We start from the raw sequence: 18,795 nt of genomic DNA on the forward strand, positions 1-18,795 counted from the left end.
GTGGGTCGGGTCATGCATCCAGGATGACGGATCGCGTGAGGTTGCGCGGCTGGTCGGGGTCGAGCCCGCGGGCGACGGCCCTGTCGAGGGCGACGCGGTGCAGGCGCACGAGGTCGGCGAGCGGGTCGACCGGATGCTGCACGAAGCGGGCCCCGGTGGCCTCGACCTGCGCGGCCAGGCCTTCGGGCGCCTCGCCGAACTGCCAGGTGACGCGGCCGGGGGCGGCGATCGCGATCGGACCGTGGCGGTACTCCATCGACGGGTACGACTCGGTCCACGACTGCGACGACTCGCGCATCTTCAGCGCGGCCTCGTGCGCGAGGCCGACCGTCCACCCACGGCCGAGGAACGAGTACTGCTCGGCGTCGCGGAGCTCGTCGTCGTAGTCCGCCGTGAGCACGGCGGCCGCATCGGCGATCGCGCCGGAGAGATCCTCACCGAGTGAGGCACGGAAGAGGGCCAGGGCCGTGGTCGCGAAGCGGGTCTGCACGACCGACTTCTCATCGGCGAAGGGCAGCAGCACGGCGTCGTCGACGAGCGAGACGAGCGGCGATGTCTCGTCGCCGATCACGCCGATCGTGGGAACGCGGCCCTTGATGCGCTCGACCAGCTCGAGCACCTCGGTCGTCGTGCCCGAACGCGTCAGTGCGACGACCGCGTCGTAGCCGCGGTCGACGAACGACTCGGATGCGGCGAACGCATCGGTCTCGCCCTGGCCCGCGGTCTCGCGGAGGAACGCGTAGGACTGCGCCATGAACCACGAGGTTCCGCAGCCGACGACGGCGATGCGGGCTCCGGATGCCGGGAGCAGCGCCTGCGCGTCGCGGAGATCCGCCGCGCGGGCCCAGGTCTCAGGCTGCGAATTCAGTTCTTCGCGCATGTGTGCGCCGGGCAGAAGTTCGGTCATGTCGGGCCCTCCGGACCAGATGTTGCAAGTTTGTGATTGTTTAGCGGCTTATTCGATCATAGTATGTCGACATTAGGAATCGTTGCAAGGTTCCTCTTGATTTGTTTATTCTCCTGACAAATAATCGAACAAGTTCCACCGCCCCTCCGGAGATCCGGTCCATGGAGGGTTCCTCGAGCCGACCCGGCTTGAACCGATCGTCCCGCCACCGGGGGAGGCGATCACACGCATCGTCGCGTGCTGTGCTTGCGACTGTGCACCACCTACACAGTGAGGAATGCAATACACATGAAGAAGTCACTGCGATTCGGTGCTGTCGCTCTTGCGGCCACCGCCACGCTCACGCTCGCTTCGTGCGGGTTCGGCGGCTCGACAGGAGGCGGCGGAGACGCCGAGGGCGAGACGACGCTCAACCTTCTGGTCCCCAGCTACTCCGACGCCACCAAGGGCCTGTGGGAAGACGTGATCGAGGGTTTCGAGAAGGAGAACCCTGACATCACGGTCGACCTCGAGGTGCAGTCATGGGACAACCTCGAGAAGGTCGTCTCCACCAAGATCCAGGCCGGCGAGGCTCCCGACATCTACAACGGCGGTCCGTTCGCCGGATTCGTCGGCGACGAACTGCTCTACCCGGTCGAAGACGTCGTCTCGGAGGAGACCTACTCCGACTTCCAGGACGCGTTCCTCGCGAACGCCGAGGTCGACGGCACGGCCTACGCCCTGCCGCTGATCGCATCGGCCCGTGCGCTGTTCGTCAACAACGCGCTGCTCGAGCAGGCCGGCGTCGAGGCTCCGACGACCTGGGACGAGCTGCTCGACGCTGCGACCAAGGTGTCGGCACTCGGTGGCGGCGTGGCCGGCTACGGCATGCCCCTCGGCTCCGAAGAGGCTCAGGCCGAAGCGGCCGTGTGGCTGTGGGGCGGCGGCGGATCGTTCGGCGACGCGTCCGAGATCACGATCGACACCCCCGAGAACCTCGAAGGTGCCGAGCAGATCAAGAAGATGATCGACGCCGGTGCGACGCAGGCCGACCCCGGCTCGACGCAGCGCTCGCCCCTGATGGATATCTTCATCCAGGGCAAGATCGGCATGCAGGTCGGCCTGCCGCCGACGGTCGGCCAGATCGAAGAGGGCAACCCCGAGCTCGACTACTCGATCGTCCCGATCCCGACGAAGGACGGCTCGCCCTTCACCCTCGGCGTCATGGACCAGCTGATGGCCTTCCAGAACGACGGCGACAAGCAGGAGGCGATCACCGCCTTCTTCGACTACTACTACTCGGCAGACGTGTACGTGCCGTGGGTGCAGGCAGAGGGCTTCCTGCCCGTCACCAAGTCCGGTGCCGAGCAGCTCGCCGGTGAGGAGGCGCTCGCGCCGTTCCTCGAGGTCCTGCCCGACGCGCAGTTCTACCCGTCGACGAACGAGAAGTGGTCGGCCACCGACGGCGCCTTCAAGTCGCTGTTCGGCCAGCTGCAGTCGAAGCCGGCCCAGGACGTCCTGGCCGAGATCCAGGCACAGGTCGACGCGGGCTGAGCCCCGCAGACGGAGAGGTTCGGGTATCCCATGAGCCAGACGAAAGAATCCTCGAACCTCGCGGGGGCGGCCACCGGCCGCCCCCGCACCCCGGGCCGCCGATCGGGCGCCGCCCGCGGCAAGCCGGGAGGGAAGGACCTGCTCCAGGCGCTGCCCTGGATCGCGCCTGCCCTGCTCCTCATCATCGGCGTGGTCCTGTTCCCCGCCGGGGTGATGTTCTTCAACTCCACCCGTGACATCTCGCTCTCGGGCCTCGACAAGGGCTCGGTCGGCTTCGACAACTTCGTGACCGTGTTCACGTTCGCCGAGTTCTGGCCGATCATGTTCCGCACGATCATCTGGGTCGTCGCGGTGGTGACCTTCACCGTGATGATCTCGCTCGGGCTCGCGCAGATCCTCAACAAGGCCTTCCCCGGTCGCCAGATCGTCCGCATGGCCGTGATCGTGCCGTGGGCGGCATCCGTCGTGATGACGACGATGGTCTTCTACTACAGCCTCGAGCCGTACTTCGGCGTCTTCAACAAGTTCCTCTACGACATCGGGCTCGCAGACGACGCGGTCGGCTACGGCTGGACCAAGAACCCGGCCACCGCCTTCGCCTGGTCGATCGTGATCGCGATCTTCGTCTCGCTGCCGTTCACGACCTACACGATCCTCGCGGGGCTCCAGACGGTTCCGGCCGACACCCTCGAAGCCGCGAAGATGGACGGCGCCGGCGCGACCCGCACCTACTGGACGGTCGTCGTGCCCCAGCTGCGCAGCGCCCTCGCCGTCGCGATCCTCATCAACATCATCAACGTCTTCAACTCGCTGCCGATCCTCAAGGTGATGACCGGGTCGATCCCCGGATACGGCGCCGACACGATCATGACGATGATCTTCAAGTACATCGAGCTGCAGAAGAAGGTCGACGTCGCGAGCGCACTCTCGGTCGTCGCCTTCCTCATCGTGATCGTGATCGTCGCGATCTACGTCAAGGCCGTCAAGCCCATGAAGGAGGTCTGATCATGACCCTGACCGAGACCGCCCTCGTCACCACCGCGGGCGATGACGCCGCCCCTCGCATCCCCGGACGCAAGCGCCGCTACACCGAGGACCAGGTCACGCTTCCCCGCGTCATCCTGCGCATGGCCGCCGGCATCCTGGTGCTCGCGATCTTCGTGCTGCCGTACCTGATCATGTTCTTCGGCTCCGTGAAGACGAAGTCGCAGATCCGCTCGGTCGACCCGACGTACCTGCCGATCGAGTGGCACTGGGAGAACTACATCTCGATGTGGTCGACCCCCGAGACGCCGCTGCCCTACAACCTCATCTCGACGATCATCATCGCCGTGTTCGCGACGTTGCTCGTGCTGCTGGTCTCGCTGCCCGCGGCCTACTACACCGCCCGCTTCAAGTTCCCCGGGCGCATGGTCTTCCTGTTCCTGGTGATCGTGACGCAGATGCTGCAGCCGGCCGTGCTCACCTCTGGCCTGTTCCGCCAGTTCACGGTGCTCGGACTCAGCGACACGTGGGCGGCGATGATCTTCATCAACGCCGCGTTCAACCTGTCGTTCGCGGTGTGGATCATGCACTCGTTCTTCGCGGGCATCCCGAAGGAGATCGACGAGGCCGCCCAGATCGACGGCGCGGGGCGATTCACCGTGCTGTTCAAGATCAACCTGCCGCTCGTCTGGCCGGGCATCGTGACGGCCATCGTCTTCACGTTCGTCGCCTGCTGGAACGAGTTCGCCGCATCGCTCGTCATCCTCTCGACCGACAAGAACCAGCCGCTCTCGGTCGCATTGACCAAGTTCGTCGGTCAGTACGAGACGAGCTGGCAGTACGTGTTCGGCGTCTCGATCGTCGCGATCCTGCCCGTCGTCATCCTGTTCATGCTCATCGAGAAGCGTCTCGTCGGCGGCCTGACCGCCGGCAGCGTCAAGTAGACCTCGGGCCCGTCGCGGGGCGTCCGGTTCGCAGTTCGTGCCGCCGGGCGCACCCGCGAGCGGCACGAACTGCGACGGGAACCTCGACTCTGACGCCTACCGCGCAGGCAGCTCGACCCCGGTCGCGTCAGCGAGGGCCGCGAGGAGCCGCTCCTGGAAGGATGTGTCGTCGACGGCCGGGTGGGGTGTGCGCCGCTCGCCGTGGTGCCAGTATCCGCCGGTGACGTCGAGACGCGGCTCGGTCGCGAGGCGCTCCTGCGTCTCATGCCCGAGATCGAAGTCGTCGGGGGCGCCGGCACCGCCCATCTTCGTCGGCACCCATCCAGGATCGACCGAGTCGGCCGCGACGCGAGGCGCCCACCGTCGGGCGACCGCCGCCGACAGAGCCGTGACGAACAGCTTGCTGTCGGAGTAGCTGGCCGTCGTCCGCGAGCCGTCCCAGTCGAGCTCTGTGAGATCGGTCGAGCCGCCGCGATGCATCCCGCTGCTGAGGTAGACGTGACGTGTGGGCGTGCGCAGCAGCGCGGTGAGCAGGTAGGGACTGACCACGTTGACGGGCAGGATGCCGGACCCCGAGATGACACCGGCGTTGTGGATGACCGCGTCGACCTCCGCTCCCCCGTTCAGCTCGTCGGCGACATCCCTGACGGCGCGGCGATCCGTGAGGTCGGCGATGACGAGATCGGCACCGCGATCCGTCAGCGATGAGACGGCGGCTGCTCGATCCGCGCTGCGCGCATGGACGATCACCCGATGGCCCTGGTCGAGAAGTGCGGCGGCCGTCGCGCGGCCGAGACCGTCCGTGGAGCCCGTGACGAGGATGCGTGTCATGACCCCATCCTCTCGCGATGCTCAGCATCCTCTCCACCGACAGGAACCGACCGCTCCCGGTACTCTGGCACGGTCGACTCCGCCATCCGGCGCGGTGAGACGGGGGGGGATCACATGACCTGGCAGGATGCGGGGCGCGTCGAGAGGCGGCCGACGGAAGACGCTCACCCCGGGTGGGGGTGGGGCGTGGTGCTGGTGCCCGTGGCCGTCGGACTCGCGGCTCTCGGGCTGTTCTTCATCCGTGAGCTCGACCCCGGGATGGGCACCGTGATCGGCGTCGCGCTCATCGCCTGGGCCGTGTCTCTCGCGATGCCGTTCTTCGTCATCGCCTGGTATGCCGTGCAGGCTGCGTGGAAGGCATCACGCGAAGAGCGCGGGCAGACGTTCGCCGCACCGTCGCACGCGCTGCGGCGCATCGGGTTCGGCATGCGCTGGAGCTTCCGCGCACGCGGCACGCTCTTCAATCCCGCGTCGTACGACGGACCCGACCTGCCGATGCTCGTCGTGGGCAAGGTGGTGCACATCCTCGCGATCGTCGTCCTGGTGATCGCCGGGCTCGTCGCCGCTCTCGTCGGGATCGCCTCGCGCTGAGCGGGATCCCGCACCCTCCGATGCGTCGTCGCCGATCCGCGAATCAGGATGCCGGAACGGATGCCGCGCGCAGCTGCGCGGGACTCCAGCGGACCCCGAGCGCGCTCGACAGCGCCACCTGTGCGACCCCCGTCGAGATCGACGCGTCGGCATCCGCGAAACGCACCGGAACGTTCGCGGTGCCCGTCGCCGTGTAGTCGATCTCCGCCTGCACGAGGCCGAGGAACGGGTCTCCGAGCGCGCGCGCCGGCCCCCCGATCACGACCTCGGCCGCGTCGAGCACTGCGGCGATGAGCTTGATGGTGCGCGCGAGTGCGCGTGCGCCCTCAGCCAGCTTCTCCTCATCGGCAGACGCGGCCAGCGCGGTGATCGCCTCGTCATCCATGGCGTCATCGAAGTCGTCGCCCAGCATCGCCGTCATCGACGACGCCGATTCCAGGCATCCCTGGCGTCCGCAGCGACACGCGCGCGCATCCTCGCCGAACTGCACCTGGACGTGACCGATCTCGCCCGCGCGATCGCGTGGGCCCGGTGCGAGCTCGCCGTCGAGAGTCACCGCCGCACCGATCCCGGTGCCGATGTGGATGAACAGCCGGTATCCGGACGACTCATCCTCTCGGGCCGCTTCGGCGATCGCTTCGGCATCGACGTCGTTCACGAGAAGGACGGGAACCGAGAGCAGGCGCTCGAAGCGCTCGGCGAGCGGCACGTCGGTCCATCCGAGCTGCACGCTCTCGAACACGCGGCGGCCGTCTGTCGTTCCGGGAAGCTGCACGCCCGCGACGAGCAGCCGTCCGGCGTATTCGGCGGCGATCTCCGTCAGCGCAGCGTCGAGCATTCGCACCCGTGATTCATCGGAGAACGCGACTCGCCGCGTCTCGACCTCGGTGCCGTCGAGCGCGACCAGAGCGATGCGCGCATCGGTCGGTCGGATCACGAGCACCAGGATGACGTGATGCTCGGCCTCGATGCTCAGCGTGGTCGCGCGTTTGCCGCCCGTGCTGGCGGCCTGCTCGCCGTCGACGACCAGCTGCAGCTCGATGAGCTCGGCGACCAGCGACGAGGCCGTCGCCGCAGTCAGGCCGGTGGCTCGGGCGATCCCCGCCCGGGTCTCGGAGCCCGGGTTGCGGAAGACCAGCTGCAGCGCCCGGCGCAGGTTCGCGCGGCGGACCGAGGCCTGGGTGTCGAGTGCGTCATCGCCGTTCAGCATGGTGCCGGTCCCGGTGCAGGAATCAGTTGACAGACCTGGTGGTTCTGCGTACCCTCAGTCATAGTTTATTCAATAAACTTAGTTCGGTCCCCGGGCGAGTGAGTGCTGCACACACTGTCACTCGCTCGGAAGGCCGGATCATCGTCCTTCGGCGGCTTCGGTGTGATGGCGGATCACTTCGGCCACGACGAAGTTGAACCACTTCTCGGCGAACTCCGGATCGAGATGCGCCTGTTCGGCGAGTGCCTTGAGCCGCGCGACCTGCTGTTCCTCGCGACCCGGATCGGATGCCGGCATCTCGTGCTCGGCTTTGAGCTGACCGACCTGCTGCGTGGCGCGGAAGCGCTCGGCGAGCATGAAGATGAGTGCGGCGTCGATGTTGTCGATGCTCGAACGCAGTCGGAGGAGTTCAGCTCGGGGGTCTTCGGCGGCGGTCATGCCCCCTACTCTACGGAAACACGCGGCAGAACGACCCCACCCTGAAGGGGGGATGCCTCCCGGATGGACCCGCGCTCGGCCGCTATCGTGAGCACATGAGCCGAGAAGAGCAGGACCCGTCGAAGAGCGCGTCTGCTGCCGCATCCGAACCCTCCTCGGCACCCGACGTCGCAGCGTCGATCACCGAAGCATCCGCCGACACCCCGGGGTCCGCGAGCTCCCCCGCAGGAGACACCGCCGTTTCGGCGATCTCCCCGCACACCCCGAAGACGTCGCCGGCAGTTCATCACGGGGTCGTCGAGCCGATGACTCCGAGCCGCTCGTTCTGGACGCGCATCGACCGGCCTTTCGTGTTCGGATTCCTGGTGACGATCGGCGGCCTCGCCGCCATCGTGCTCGGTCTGGCCGTCGCGAACCTGTCGACCGTGCTCATCTACATCGCCCTGGCACTGTTCGCCGCCCTGGGCCTCGACCCCACCGTGCGCTTCCTCGAGCGGCGCGGGCTGTCTCGCGCCATCTCGGTGGTCGTCGCGATCCTCGGGCTCGTGGTCGTGGCGGGTCTCGTCGTGTGGATGGTACTGCCGGTCGTGATCGACCAGGTCGCGAGCTTCGTGCGGTCGGTGCCGGGGATGATCCAGGAGTTCACCCGCAGCGACATCTACGCGACGCTCGACGCCCAGTTCGGCGACCAGTTCCAGGACCTCGTCGCCGATGTGCAGACGTTCCTCACCGACCCGGGAAACATCGCCGCGATCGGCGGAGGAGCGCTGCAGGTCGGCGCCTCGATCGCCAACGCCATCTCGGGCATCATTGTGGTGCTCGTGCTCACGCTCTACTTCGTCGCGACGCTGCCGTCGATCAAGTCGGGGATGCTCCGCCTCGCTCCCGCACGTGACCGCGCGCGCGCAAGCGACATCACCGAGCAGATCACCGATTCCGTAGGCGCCTACGTGATGGGAATGGTCGTGCTCGCGTTCTGCAACGCCGTGCTCGCTTTCGTGCTCTATCTGTTCCTGGGCCTGCCTTTCCCGCCGCTCATGGCGACGGTCGCCTTCTGCATCACGCTGATCCCGCTCGTCGGATCGGTGATCTTCTGGATCATCGGCACGAGCCTCGCCCTGTTCACGAACCCTGTGGCAGCGCTCGTCTTCGCCCTCATCTACCTCGTGTACATGCAGATCGAGGCCTACGTCATCACCCCGCGCGTCATGAACAAGGCCGTCGCCGTTCCGGGTGCCCTCGTCGTGATCGGCGCGCTCGCCGGCGGCACGCTGCTCGGCCTGCTCGGCGCTCTCGTGGCGGTGCCGGTCGCGGCATCCATCCTCATCGTGATCAAACAGGTGCTGATACCCCGGCAGGACGCCAGGGTCTAGGCAGTACCTGGACGCAGAAGTGCCCGGCCCCCTGAGGGGCCGGGCACTACTGTGAGGACGACTCGGATCAGACGAGGTCGTTGTCAGCGAGCCACTTCTTCGCGATGTCCGCGGAGGACTGCTGCTCGACCGTGCTGAGCACGTTGAGGGCGACGAGCTCCTCGCCGGTCAGCTTGGCGCTGATGGCGTTGAGGACATCGGAGACGTCGTCGGCGATGTCGCTCGAGACGATCGGCACGACGTTCGACGAGATGATCAGGTTCTCGGGGTCTTCGAGAGCGACGATCTCCTCGGTCTCGAAAGCCGGGTCGGCGGTGTAGATGTCGGCGACCTGGATCTGGCCGGCGAGCAGCGACTCGAGCGTGGTCGGGCCGGTGGCCGAGAACGTCAGGTCGACGCCGTAGACCTCTTTGGCCTTGGCCGGGCTGTACGGACGCTGCTCGAACTCTGGAGCCGCACCGATCGTGACCTCGGAGGTCACCTTCGAGAGGTCGCCGATCGTCTTCAGGTCGTTCTCCTCGGCGAAGCTCTTCAGCACCGTGTAGGAGTCCTGATCGGTCGCCTCGGCGAAGTCGAGAGCGGTCAGGCTCTCGGGAAGGGCCTCCTGCAGCGCCGCGTAGACGTCGTCAGGGCTCGTGACGTCGACCTCGTCATCCGAGATGTACTCGAGCAGGCTGCCCGTGTACTCGGGGAAGACGTCGATGTCGCCCGACTCGACATCCGGCATGTACGCGTCACGCTGGCCGATGCTGAGCTGCTTCTCGACGTCGAAGCCGGCGGCCTCGAGCGCCTGGGCGTAGATCTCGGCGATGATCTCGTTGGAGTAGTACGCCTGCGAGCCGACGACGATCGTGTCGCCGCTGCCCGAGCTCTCACCGGAGTCGGACGGCTCGTCGAGCGGGTTGCTCGACGAGCAGGCGGACAGGGCGAGTGCAGCCGCGGCGACAAGACCGACGGCGAAGACAGAGCGCTTGCCTCGTGCTGTGAACATGGACTTCCTCTTTTCTGGAACTGCTGTGGGGGACTGCTGCTGTGTGGAACTGCGCGGTAGGGACGGAGGAGCCGGTGCGCGATCAGGCCGTGGCCGGAGCCGCGGCGGGAGCGAGGTCGCGCGACCGGCGACGGGTGGGACGGCCGGCACGGAGCCCCGCCGGCACCGCGGCGTGCTGGGCTGCGGCGAGGATCAGGTCGACGAGCAGCGCCAGCGTGGCCACGAGGATCGCCCCGGCCAGGACCTGATCGAACTTCTGCAGGGGAATGCCCTGGATGATCGGCCAGCCGAGGCCGCCGAGATTCACGTAGGCGGCGATCGTGACGGTCGCGATGACCTGAAGGAGGGCTGAGCGGAGGCCGCCGACGAGCAGAGGCAGTCCGAGCGGCACCTCGACCTTCCAGAAGATCTGCCAGCCGGTCATGCCCATCGCCTTGGCCGAATCGATCACGCGGCGATCGATCGCCTCGAGCCCCGTATACGCGCCGGCGAGCAGCGAGGGGATCGCGAGCAGAACGAAGGTGATGATGGCCGCCTGCGGCACACGCAGCACGCCGAGCAGGAGGACGAGCAGGATCATCAGGCCGAACGCGGGAATCGCTCGCGCCGCGCCGGAGATCGCGACCGCGACCTCGCGTCCCTTGCCCGTGTGGCCGATCAGCCAGCCGATCGGCACCGCGATCACCGCGGCGATCAGCACCGAGATCACCGTCAGGGCGAGGTGCTCGGCCAGCAGCTTCGGCAGCGCGTAGTTTCCCGTCCACTGCTCGGGAGCGAGCATCCAGGCGAAGGCCTCGGCGAAGAGATTCATGCCGGGGCCCCCAGCGCGATCGGGCGAGACGCGATCTTCTTCGAGGCGGCGCGAGTCCACGGCATCAGCGCGCGACCGATCAGCAGCAGGATCAGATCGATCACGAGGGCGATGATGACCACGGCGACGACGCCCGCGAACACCTCGGCGATGATGCGCCGGTCGAGGCCGTTCGTGAACAGGTAGCCGAGGTTGGTCACGCCGATCAGGATGCCGACCGTGGCGAGCGAGATGGTGCTGACGGCCGTCACGCGGAGTCCGGCGAGGATCACCGGACCGGCGAGCGGGAACTCCACCGCCCAGAATCTGCGGAAGGCGGCGAAGCCCGTCGCCGTCGCCGCCTGGCGCACATCGTCATCGACCGAATCGAGACCGTCGGAGACCGCGCGCACCAGGATCGCGATCGCATAGATCGTGAGCGCGATGACGAGATTCGACTCGCTCCGGGCCGAATACCCGGCGACCGAGGGCAGCAGGATGAGCAGCGCGAGCGACGGGATCGTGTAGAGCAGACCGGTGAGCACGATGATCGGGCCGCGCACCAGGCGGAAACGCCACGCGACCCAGCCGAGCGGGAGCGACAGCACGAAACCGAGCACGATCGGGATGATGCTCTGACGCAGATGCACCAGAGTCAGATCGAGGATCAACCCGAGGTTGTCGGTGACCCAGTTCACGCGCCCTCGCCCTGCACAGCGCCGAGAGCGGCGGCATCCGGCCCCGCCAGGGGACCGTCGGACGTCTCGGCCGCCGCGACGATCGCGCCCTGCGTGCGCCCCTCGGAGTCGACCACGACGGTGCCGTGCGGGGTCTCTTTGAGGTGCAGGGCCCGACGCCCACGGTCGGCTCCGATGAACGAGGCGACGAAGTCGTCTGCCGGGTTCTCGATGATCTCGCTCGGGCTGCCCACCTGCACGATGCGCGCGCCCTTGTCGAGGATCACGACCTGATCGCCGAGCAGGAAGGCTTCGTCGATGTCGTGGGTGACGAACACGACGGTCTTGTCGAGTTCGTGCTGCAACCGCAGCGTCTCCTGCTGCAGGTCGGCGCGCACGATCGGGTCGACGGCGCCGAAGGGCTCGTCCATCAGCAGGATGTTCGGATCCGCCGCAAGACCACGGGCCACGCCCACGCGCTGCTGCTGACCGCCCGAGAGCTGACTGGGATACCGGTCGGCGAGTGACTGGTCGAGTCCGACCGTCTTGAGCAGCTCACGCGCGCGCTCGTGCGCCGGCCCCTTCTTCACGCCGGTGAGACGCAGCACGGTGGCGACGTTGTCGATCACCGTGAAGTGCGGCATCAGGCCGGAGTTCTGCATGACGTAGCCGATGCGGCGGCGCAGGGCGACGGGGTCGCCGCCGAGCACGCTCTCCCCGTCGATCTCGACCTCGCCCGAGGTCGGTTCGACCATGCGATTGATCATGCGCAGCAGAGTGGTCTTGCCGCATCCTGAGGATCCGACGAACACCGTCGTCTTGCGGGACGGCAGCACCAGGCTGAAGTCCTTCACGGCGGTCGTGCCATCGGGGAATTGCTTGGTGACGTTGCGGAACTCGATCACGATTTACTACTCTCCGGTCGATCGATCGACGAGGCGCGCATCAGCACCTCGACTGCGGCATACAGAGGTCATGCAGAGACCTCGACCCGCGGGTCGAAGGCGACGAAGCCCGAGAAGTCCTTGCCCACACGGTCGAAGGCGCTCGGATACGGCGTCGGATAAGACCAGGCGTAGTCGGTGTGCAGCTCGCCACCGGCCTGGACGGAGAAGTACTGGGCGGCGCCCTTCCACGGGCATGTGTACGGAGTGGGGCTCTCGACGAGCACGCCCTCCGTGATGGATGCCGGCGGGAAATACCAGTTTCCCTCGATGCGCGCGAGATCGCTCTCGTCGGCTTCGGCGATGACGGTTCCTGCGAGTACAGCCTTCATGGTCCTGCCTCCTCGGATGTGTGTTCGAGCGTATAAGAGGTATGCGACATTCGGCCGGGGGTTGTGCCGGAGGTCGTCAATGTGGGAAACAATCCTGCTCCGGGCGCGCCGATCGCGCCAGTCTCTCCTCGGTTGTTCGGAGCGGATGCCGAAACGGATGGGCCGCGCGGCGTCCGTCGTCGGCATCCGTCCGATGCGCTCAGGCCGAGTCCCTCCCATAGGACTCGAGCAGCCGCAGCCAGATCTCGCTGATCGTCGGGTACGCCGGAACGGCGTGCCACAGGCGGGCGATCGGCACCTCACCGACGATCGCGACCGTGGCTGTCTGCACGAGCTCGGCGACCTCGGGGCCGACGAAGGTCGCTCCGATGATCACGTCGCGCTCCTTGTCGATCACGAGGCGGGCCTGCCCCTCGAAACCGTCCTCGTAGAGACTCGCGCCGGCGACAGAACCCAGGTCGTAATCGACGACGGCGACGTCGGTTCCGGCCTTGCGGGCCTCTGCCTCGGTGTGCCCGACCGAGGCGACCTCGGGGAACGAGAAGGTCACCTGAGGGGCGCCCGCGCCGTCCGCGGTGGCGACGTGACGACCCCAGGCCGCATCGTCGACATCCTCGCCCTTGGCGCGCGCCGCGATCACGTCGCCCGCTGCTCGCGCCTGATACTTGCCCTGGTGCGTGAGCAGCACACGACCGTTCACATCGCCGACCGCATAGAGCCAGTCGGATCCGGGAACACGCAGCGTGTCGTCGACCGTGATCCAGCGACCGGGCTCGAGACCCGCGACGTCGAGGCCGATGTCGCCGCTGCGAGGAGACCGCCCGGTCGCCACGAGGACCTCGGCAGCGGTGACCGTCGACCCGTCGTCGAGCACGATCTCGACTCCCTCGTCGCCTCGCGTCACGCTGGTCGTGCCGGTGTCGGTGCGGACGTCGACACCGAGCTCCTTCAGCCCGGCCGCGACGCGCTCCCCGGCGAACGGCTCCATCGAACCCAGCAGACCGCTGCGGGCGATGATCGTCACCGTCGAACCGAGGGCCGCATAAGCCGTGGCCATCTCGACAGCCACGACCCCGCCGCCGATCACGGCCAGCGACTCGGGCAGCTCCTCTGCGCTGGTCGCCTCGCGGCTGGTCCAGGGGGACGAGTCGCGCAGGCCCTCGATGGGCGGGATCACGGCATCCGATCCGGTGCTGATCGCGACGGCGTGGCGGGCCCGGAGCACGCGGGTGCCGCCGTCGGAATCCGTCACCGTCACCTCGCGCTCACCCGTCAGACGACCGTGCCCGCGGGCGAGGTCGATGCCGGCGGAGTCGAGCCACTTCACCTGCCCGTCATCCGACCAGTTGCTCGTGAACGAGTCGCGGCGGTCGAACACCGCGCGCACGTCGAGCGACCCCGTCACCGCCTCGGCCGAGCCCTTGACGTTCTGCGCGGCTCGCAGCGCCTGGGCCGGACGCAGCAGCGCCTTCGACGGCATGCATGCCCAGTACGAGCACTCACCGCCGACCAGCTCGCTCTCGACGATGATCGCGGTCAGTCCGTTCTGCACGGCGCGGTCGGCGACGTTCTCGCCCACCGGCCCGCCGCCCAGCACGATCAGGTCGTAGTCGTCGGTCTTCTCAGCAGTCATGGGGTGCACCTCTCCGTCGCCCAGTCTTGCTCAAGTCCAACGTCGAGTCACGGGGTGGTTGTTCCGCGACGCGCCGTCGGGCGCGTTGCCGGCCTGCTCCACAACTCCGGAAGGCCGGCGAACAGCGACGCGCACCGGCCGTGCAGCCCCGCATCGGGCCGTTCGTCCGGAGTTATGGCGCCGCCCCGGTTCACAGCCTGAGTGCGAACGCCAGGTCAAGGTCCCCGAGGCGCGACCCGCGCGTCAGCGAACCGGCAGGATGTGCGTCGGCGCCGGGGCCTGCGCGAGGTGGCGGATGCCGAGCGGCGCGCCCGTGCGCTCGTCGAGGTCGATCAGCGCGACGGTGTCGGAGCGCTGCCCCGCGACCAGCAGCTTGCCCTCGTGCACGACGTGATGACGGGGCCAGTCCACGCCCGAGTCGGCGAGGGCGATCGACTCGAGAGCCTCGCCTCCCCCGCGCACGCGGAGCGCGGCGATCGTGTTGCTGCCGCGCAGGGCCGTGTAGAGGAACTGCGCGTCACGGCTGCGGGCGAGTTCGGCGGGGAAGTCCACGCCGATCTCGGCGATCGGGCTCGCGAGCACCGACGACACGACAGCCCACGTGCCGTCGCGCCCGGCGCCGAGAGTGAACACCTCGCACGAGTACTCGGTCACCACGTGCAGGTGGCCGCTGGGGTGCACGACCATATGCCGGGGGCCGGTGCCGACGGGCAGCACGACCTCGTGATCGAGCACCAGGCCACCCCCGGTGGGTCGCCAGATCCGCACCAGGTCGAAGCCGAGATCGGTGGTCGCGATGCGCCCGTCGGCGAGGAAGGCTGCCGAGTGCGCGTGCGATGCGCGCTCCTCACCCGTCGCGGTGAGCTCGCCGGGGTACGGATCGGATGCCGCGACCGCGACGCCCGCCGGAGGCGCCGCCTCGAGCGGCTCGCCGAGGAGAGCGGCACGCAGTTCGGCTGCCTTGTTCACGGCATCCGGCACCAGGCGGCCCTGCGAGTCGATGCCGATGCGGACGACCCGGCCGTCGCCGTAGCAGCTCGCGACGAGGAACGATCCGCTCGACGAGACCGCCACGTGGCAGACGCCGTCGCCCGCGGCGACCGGCTCTCCGAGCGGCTTCAGCGTCGAGTCGCCGCTGCGCGCGAACGCCTGCACTCCGGCATCCCCTTCGAGCGCCGCGTAGACGACGTCGAGCGACGGATGCTGCGCCAACCACGACGGGGAGGGGGTCTGCGTGACCGCTCCCCGATACTCGAGTGCGGTGGGCGCGCTCTCGTCGCCCGCGAGCAGGCCGATGCCGTCGGCCGAGCCGTCCATCGCGGGTCCGTACCCGCCGAGCCAGAACCGGGTCATGTCAGCCTCAGTCGAGCAGGTCGTGACGCACGATGACCTGGTCGCGCTCGGGGCCGACGCCGATGACGGAGATGCGCGTGTTGCTCATGCCCTCGAGCGCGATGACGTAGTCCTGCGCGTTCTTCGGCAGGTCGTCGAACGTGCGTGCGGTCGAGATGTCCTCGCTCCACCCCGGGAAGTACTCGAGGATCGGCGTCGCGTGGTGGAAGTCGGTCTGGTTGACCGGCACCTCGTCGAAGCGCCGACCGTCGACGTCGTATGCGACGCAGACGGGGATCTGCTCGAGTCCGGTGAGGATGTCGAGCTTGGTGAGGACGAGATCGGTGATGCCGTTCACACGCGTCGCGTAGCGGGTGATCGGGGCGTCGTACCAGCCGACCCGGCGCGGACGGCCCGTGGTGGTGCCGAACTCGAAGCCGCGTGACCGCAGCCACTCGCCCTGCTCGTCGAACAGCTCGGTGGGGAACGGACCGGAGCCGACACGGGTCGTGTAGGCCTTCACGATGCCGACGATGCGGTCGAGCGCTCCGGGGCCGACGCCCGATCCGGTGGACGCGCCGCCCGCCGTGGCCGACGACGACGTGACGAACGGGTAGGTGCCGTGGTCGACGTCGAGCATGGTGGCCTGACCGCCCTCGAACACGACCACCTCGTCGCGGCGCAGGGCCTCGTCGAGCAGGTATCCCGTGTCGGCGACCATCGGCCGCAGGCGCTCGGCGTACGAGAGCAGGTCTTCGACGACCTCGTCGGCGGTGATCGCGCGACGGTTGAAGATCTTCACCAGCAGGTGGTTCTTCTGGTCGAGGGCGCCTTCGACCTTCTGGCGCAGGATGTTCTCGTCGAAGAGGTCCTGCACGCGGATGCCGACGCGGTTGATCTTGTCGGCGTAGGCGGGGCCGATGCCACGGCCGGTCGTGCCGATCATGCGCTTGCCGAGGAAGCGCTCGGTGACCTTGTCGAGAGTGCGGTGGTACTGGGTGATGATGTGCGCGTTGGCGCTCACCTTCAGACGGGAGACGTCGATGCCGCGGCCGCCGAGCGCCTCGAGCTCGCTGAAGAGCACCTCGAGGTCGATCACGACGCCGTTGCCGATCACCGGCGTGACGCCCGGCGACAGGATGCCGGACGGCAGCAGGTGCAGTGCGTACTTCTCATTGCCGACCACGACGGTGTGGCCCGCGTTGTTGCCGCCGTTGAACTTGACGACCCAGTCGGTGCGCTCGCCGAGCAGGTCGGTGGCCTTGCCCTTGCCCTCATCGCCCCACTGGACGCCGACGATAACGATTCCTGGCATGGGTATCCCCCTTGCTTTCGCCGGGTTTGCACCGGCTGATGAGCTGGCCCTCTTCGGGCGGCTCCATCCTATCGAAGGTCGTTCGCCGACCCTCCGGGCTGTGGGCGGCGGACGCTCTCGAACGGACTGCAGCGACCCGTGGCGGAAAACGAGCGGATGCTGTCGCTCGGGCGCATCGCCGATGTCGGTGGCCGGTGCCAGGATCGAAGGATGCCGAAGACCGGTCGCGTGCGTCGCGACGACAGCCTGAACCCCGCGAAGCCCCGACCACAGGGTCCGCTCGTGCTAGTCGCCGCACTGGTGACGGTGGTGCTGTGGGCCTCGGCGTTCATCGGCATCCGCGGCGCCGGTCCGCACTTCGACCCGGGCGCGCTGGCGCTGCTGCGCATGGCTGTAGGAAGCGCCGTGCTCGCGATCATCGCGGTGCGCCACGGCATCCGTCTTCCCGACCGGAGGCACTGGTGGCTCGTCGCGGTCTGGGGCGTCGGGTGGTTCTGCGTCTACAACCTGGCCCTCAATGCCGCCGAGCGCACGCTCGATGCCGGCACGGCCGCGATGGTGGTCAACCTCGCGCCGCTCATGGTGGTGGTCTTCAGCGGGCTCTTCCTGCGTGAAGGCTTTCCGAAGCCGCTGATCATCGGCGCGCCGATCGCCTTCCTCGGTGTCGTCCTGATCGGCATGAACTCGTCGACGAGCGAGGGTCCCGACATCACCGGGCTGCTGCTCGCGCTGCTCGCGGCAGTGATGTACGCCGGATGCACTCTGCTGCAGAAGCATCTGCTCAGCGCGGGGTCCGACGCGACCACGCTGACGTTCCTCGGCGCGGTGGCCGGCACGGTCGCGCTGCTCCCGTGGGCAGGCAGCCTGGTCGGAGCACTGCAGACGGCCCCGCTCGGCTCGACGCTGTGGGTGGTGTATCTCGGCATCTTCCCGACGGCGATCGCGTTCACCACCTGGGCGTACGTCCTGCAGCGCAGCACGGCCGGCCAGACGTCGGCGACGACCTATGTCGTGCCCGCGATCGCGATCCTCATGTCGTGGGCGATCCTCGGTGAGGTGCCGACCCCGCTCATGTTCGTCGGCGGTGCACTGTGCCTGCTCGGGGTGCTCGTGACACGGATGAAGTGGGGGCGCCGCGCCGCGTGACGTGACGGCATCGAGGCTAGCGTCAACCGGCATACTGACCGATAAAGTGTGCGCGGAGGCGAAATGACGACCTGGTGGCCCTACGCCCGACTGGCAGCAGCAGCGCTCGGACTCGCGGCGATCATCGCCCAGCTCGCACGCAGCGTCGAGAACGCTCTCGCGGCCACCACAGAGTGGGGCCAGCACCTGCCGACGGTCGCGGCGAACTTCCTCAGCTTCTTCACGATCCTGTCGAACCTGCTCGCGGCCATCGTGCTGATCGTCGCCGCGGTCTGGGCGCTGCGCCACCGTCACGACGACGAGCGGGAGCCCGCCTGGCTCGCTGTCCTCCTCGTCTGCGTCAGCACGTACATGATCGTCACGGGCATCGTCTACAACACCCTGCTCCGCGGCGTCGAACTGCCCCAGGGCGTCACGGTCCCCTGGTCGAACGAGGTGCTGCACGTCGTCTTCCCGTTGTTCCTGCTGGTCGACCTGCTGTTCGCTCCGCGGCGGCGCGCGCTGCGCTGGCGTGCCGTGGCGATAGCGACGATCTTCCCCATCGTGTGGGTCGTCTACACGATGATCCGGGCGAATCTCATCATCGCCCCCGCCACCGGCGAGGCCTGGTGGTATCCGTACCCGTTCCTCAACCCCCACATCGTGCCGGGCGGCTATCTCGGGGTCGCCGGCTACATCGTCGGCATCGCCATCGCCATCATCGGCGTGGCCTGCGCGGTCGTCTGGGTGGGCCGCAAGCGCGGCGCCCCTCAGGACGTCGCCGACACGACGCACGTCGAGGAGTCCCCGCGCGCCCGAGGATGATGCGGCGAGAAGCCTGCCCC

The 18,795-nt window shown here is 68.0% G+C and carries 19 protein-coding genes; 7 read left to right on the forward strand and 12 right to left on the reverse strand.

Annotation, left to right across the window (positions count from 1 at the left end; genetic code table 11):
- Positions 1 to 10: 10 nt before the first annotated feature.
- Complete coding sequence (locus tag BEP68_RS02215) at positions 11 to 907, reverse strand: SIS domain-containing protein (RefSeq protein ID WP_187249097.1); 897 nt, start codon at positions 905 to 907, stop codon at positions 11 to 13.
- Positions 908 to 1,195: 288 nt separating this feature from the next.
- Between BEP68_RS02215 and BEP68_RS02220 the strand changes: the two genes are divergently transcribed.
- The 3 genes from BEP68_RS02220 to BEP68_RS02230 are packed head-to-tail and all read left to right on the forward strand — an operon-like array spanning position 1,196 to position 4,368.
- Complete coding sequence (locus BEP68_RS02220) at positions 1,196 to 2,440, forward strand: extracellular solute-binding protein (protein ID WP_056275906.1); 1,245 nt, start codon at positions 1,196 to 1,198, stop codon at positions 2,438 to 2,440.
- Positions 2,441 to 2,470: 30 nt separating this feature from the next.
- Positions 2,471 to 3,445 carry a carbohydrate ABC transporter permease gene (locus tag BEP68_RS02225; protein WP_053098347.1) on the forward strand — a complete coding sequence of 325 codons (975 nt, stop codon included), beginning with the start codon at positions 2,471 to 2,473 and terminating at the stop codon, positions 3,443 to 3,445.
- A 2-nt stretch (positions 3,446 to 3,447) separates the two neighbouring features.
- Positions 3,448 to 4,368 (forward strand): carbohydrate ABC transporter permease, encoded by a 921-nt coding sequence (locus BEP68_RS02230; RefSeq protein ID WP_171821966.1) that lies wholly within the window; start codon positions 3,448 to 3,450, stop codon positions 4,366 to 4,368.
- Between the two features lie 96 nt (positions 4,369 to 4,464).
- Here BEP68_RS02230 and BEP68_RS02235 read toward each other — a convergent pair whose 3' ends face one another.
- Complete coding sequence (locus BEP68_RS02235; RefSeq protein WP_053098346.1) at positions 4,465 to 5,199, reverse strand: SDR family NAD(P)-dependent oxidoreductase; 735 nt, start codon at positions 5,197 to 5,199, stop codon at positions 4,465 to 4,467.
- 114 nt (positions 5,200 to 5,313) lie between these two features.
- Between BEP68_RS02235 and BEP68_RS02240 the strand changes: the two genes are divergently transcribed.
- A complete protein-coding gene (locus BEP68_RS02240; protein ID WP_053098345.1) occupies positions 5,314 to 5,790 on the forward strand; it encodes a hypothetical protein in 477 nt (158 codons plus the stop codon).
- Between the two features lie 43 nt (positions 5,791 to 5,833).
- Here the strand turns inward: BEP68_RS02240 and BEP68_RS02245 are convergent, their stop codons facing one another.
- The gene (locus tag BEP68_RS02245) at positions 5,834 to 7,000 is read right to left on the reverse strand and encodes an ROK family protein (protein WP_053098344.1); all 1,167 of its coding nucleotides are present in this window, start codon (positions 6,998 to 7,000) and stop codon (positions 5,834 to 5,836) included.
- Between the two features lie 138 nt (positions 7,001 to 7,138).
- Positions 7,139 to 7,438, reverse strand: a complete 300-nt coding sequence (locus BEP68_RS02250; RefSeq protein WP_053098343.1) for a chorismate mutase — start codon at positions 7,436 to 7,438, stop codon at positions 7,139 to 7,141.
- 95 nt (positions 7,439 to 7,533) lie between these two features.
- Here BEP68_RS02250 and BEP68_RS02255 point away from each other — a divergent pair, with 95 nt between their 5' ends.
- Complete coding sequence (locus BEP68_RS02255; protein WP_187249098.1) at positions 7,534 to 8,811, forward strand: AI-2E family transporter; 1,278 nt, start codon at positions 7,534 to 7,536, stop codon at positions 8,809 to 8,811.
- Positions 8,812 to 8,878: 67 nt separating this feature from the next.
- On the opposite strand, the gene BEP68_RS02260 is transcribed toward BEP68_RS02255, so the two are convergent.
- From BEP68_RS02260 to BEP68_RS02295, 8 genes are all read right to left on the reverse strand, one after another.
- Positions 8,879 to 9,802: an ABC transporter substrate-binding protein gene (locus BEP68_RS02260; protein WP_187249099.1), complete on the reverse strand. Its 924-nt coding sequence runs from the start codon at positions 9,800 to 9,802 to the stop codon at positions 8,879 to 8,881.
- Positions 9,803 to 9,884: 82 nt separating this feature from the next.
- Complete coding sequence (locus BEP68_RS02265; protein ID WP_053099329.1) at positions 9,885 to 10,613, reverse strand: ABC transporter permease; 729 nt, start codon at positions 10,611 to 10,613, stop codon at positions 9,885 to 9,887.
- On the reverse strand, positions 10,610 to 11,290 hold the full coding sequence (locus BEP68_RS02270) for an ABC transporter permease (RefSeq protein ID WP_187249100.1): 681 nt from the start codon (positions 11,288 to 11,290) through the stop codon (positions 10,610 to 10,612). Before BEP68_RS02270 ends, BEP68_RS02265 begins: the two co-directional genes overlap by 4 nt.
- On the reverse strand, positions 11,287 to 12,174 hold the full coding sequence (locus BEP68_RS02275; protein WP_053098339.1) for an ABC transporter ATP-binding protein: 888 nt from the start codon (positions 12,172 to 12,174) through the stop codon (positions 11,287 to 11,289). Before BEP68_RS02275 ends, BEP68_RS02270 begins: the two co-directional genes overlap by 4 nt.
- Positions 12,175 to 12,242: 68 nt before the next feature.
- Entirely contained in the window at positions 12,243 to 12,545 is a 303-nt protein-coding gene (locus tag BEP68_RS02280) for a DUF427 domain-containing protein (protein ID WP_056275888.1), read from the reverse strand.
- 199 nt (positions 12,546 to 12,744) lie between these two features.
- The gene (locus BEP68_RS02285; RefSeq protein ID WP_187249101.1) at positions 12,745 to 14,178 is read right to left on the reverse strand and encodes a dihydrolipoyl dehydrogenase family protein; all 1,434 of its coding nucleotides are present in this window, start codon (positions 14,176 to 14,178) and stop codon (positions 12,745 to 12,747) included.
- A 243-nt stretch (positions 14,179 to 14,421) separates the two neighbouring features.
- Positions 14,422 to 15,531 (reverse strand): lactonase family protein, encoded by a 1,110-nt coding sequence (locus BEP68_RS02290; protein WP_072590450.1) that lies wholly within the window; start codon positions 15,529 to 15,531, stop codon positions 14,422 to 14,424.
- A gap of 7 nt (positions 15,532 to 15,538) precedes the next feature.
- The gene (locus tag BEP68_RS02295) at positions 15,539 to 16,825 is read right to left on the reverse strand and encodes an adenylosuccinate synthase (protein ID WP_056275880.1); all 1,287 of its coding nucleotides are present in this window, start codon (positions 16,823 to 16,825) and stop codon (positions 15,539 to 15,541) included.
- A gap of 210 nt (positions 16,826 to 17,035) precedes the next feature.
- Here BEP68_RS02295 and BEP68_RS02300 point away from each other — a divergent pair, with 210 nt between their 5' ends.
- Together BEP68_RS02300 and BEP68_RS02305 are read left to right on the forward strand one after the other, a co-directional pair.
- Entirely contained in the window at positions 17,036 to 17,971 is a 936-nt protein-coding gene (locus BEP68_RS02300) for a DMT family transporter (protein WP_187249102.1), read from the forward strand.
- A gap of 63 nt (positions 17,972 to 18,034) precedes the next feature.
- Positions 18,035 to 18,775, forward strand: coding sequence for a Pr6Pr family membrane protein (locus BEP68_RS02305; protein ID WP_187249103.1), 741 nt, complete (start codon positions 18,035 to 18,037; stop codon positions 18,773 to 18,775).
- The last annotated feature ends 20 nt before the right edge of the window (positions 18,776 to 18,795 follow it).

Source organism: Microbacterium sp. 4-7, from assembly GCF_014332665.1.
In the GTDB taxonomy this organism is placed as follows: Bacteria; Actinomycetota; Actinomycetes; order Actinomycetales; family Microbacteriaceae; genus Microbacterium.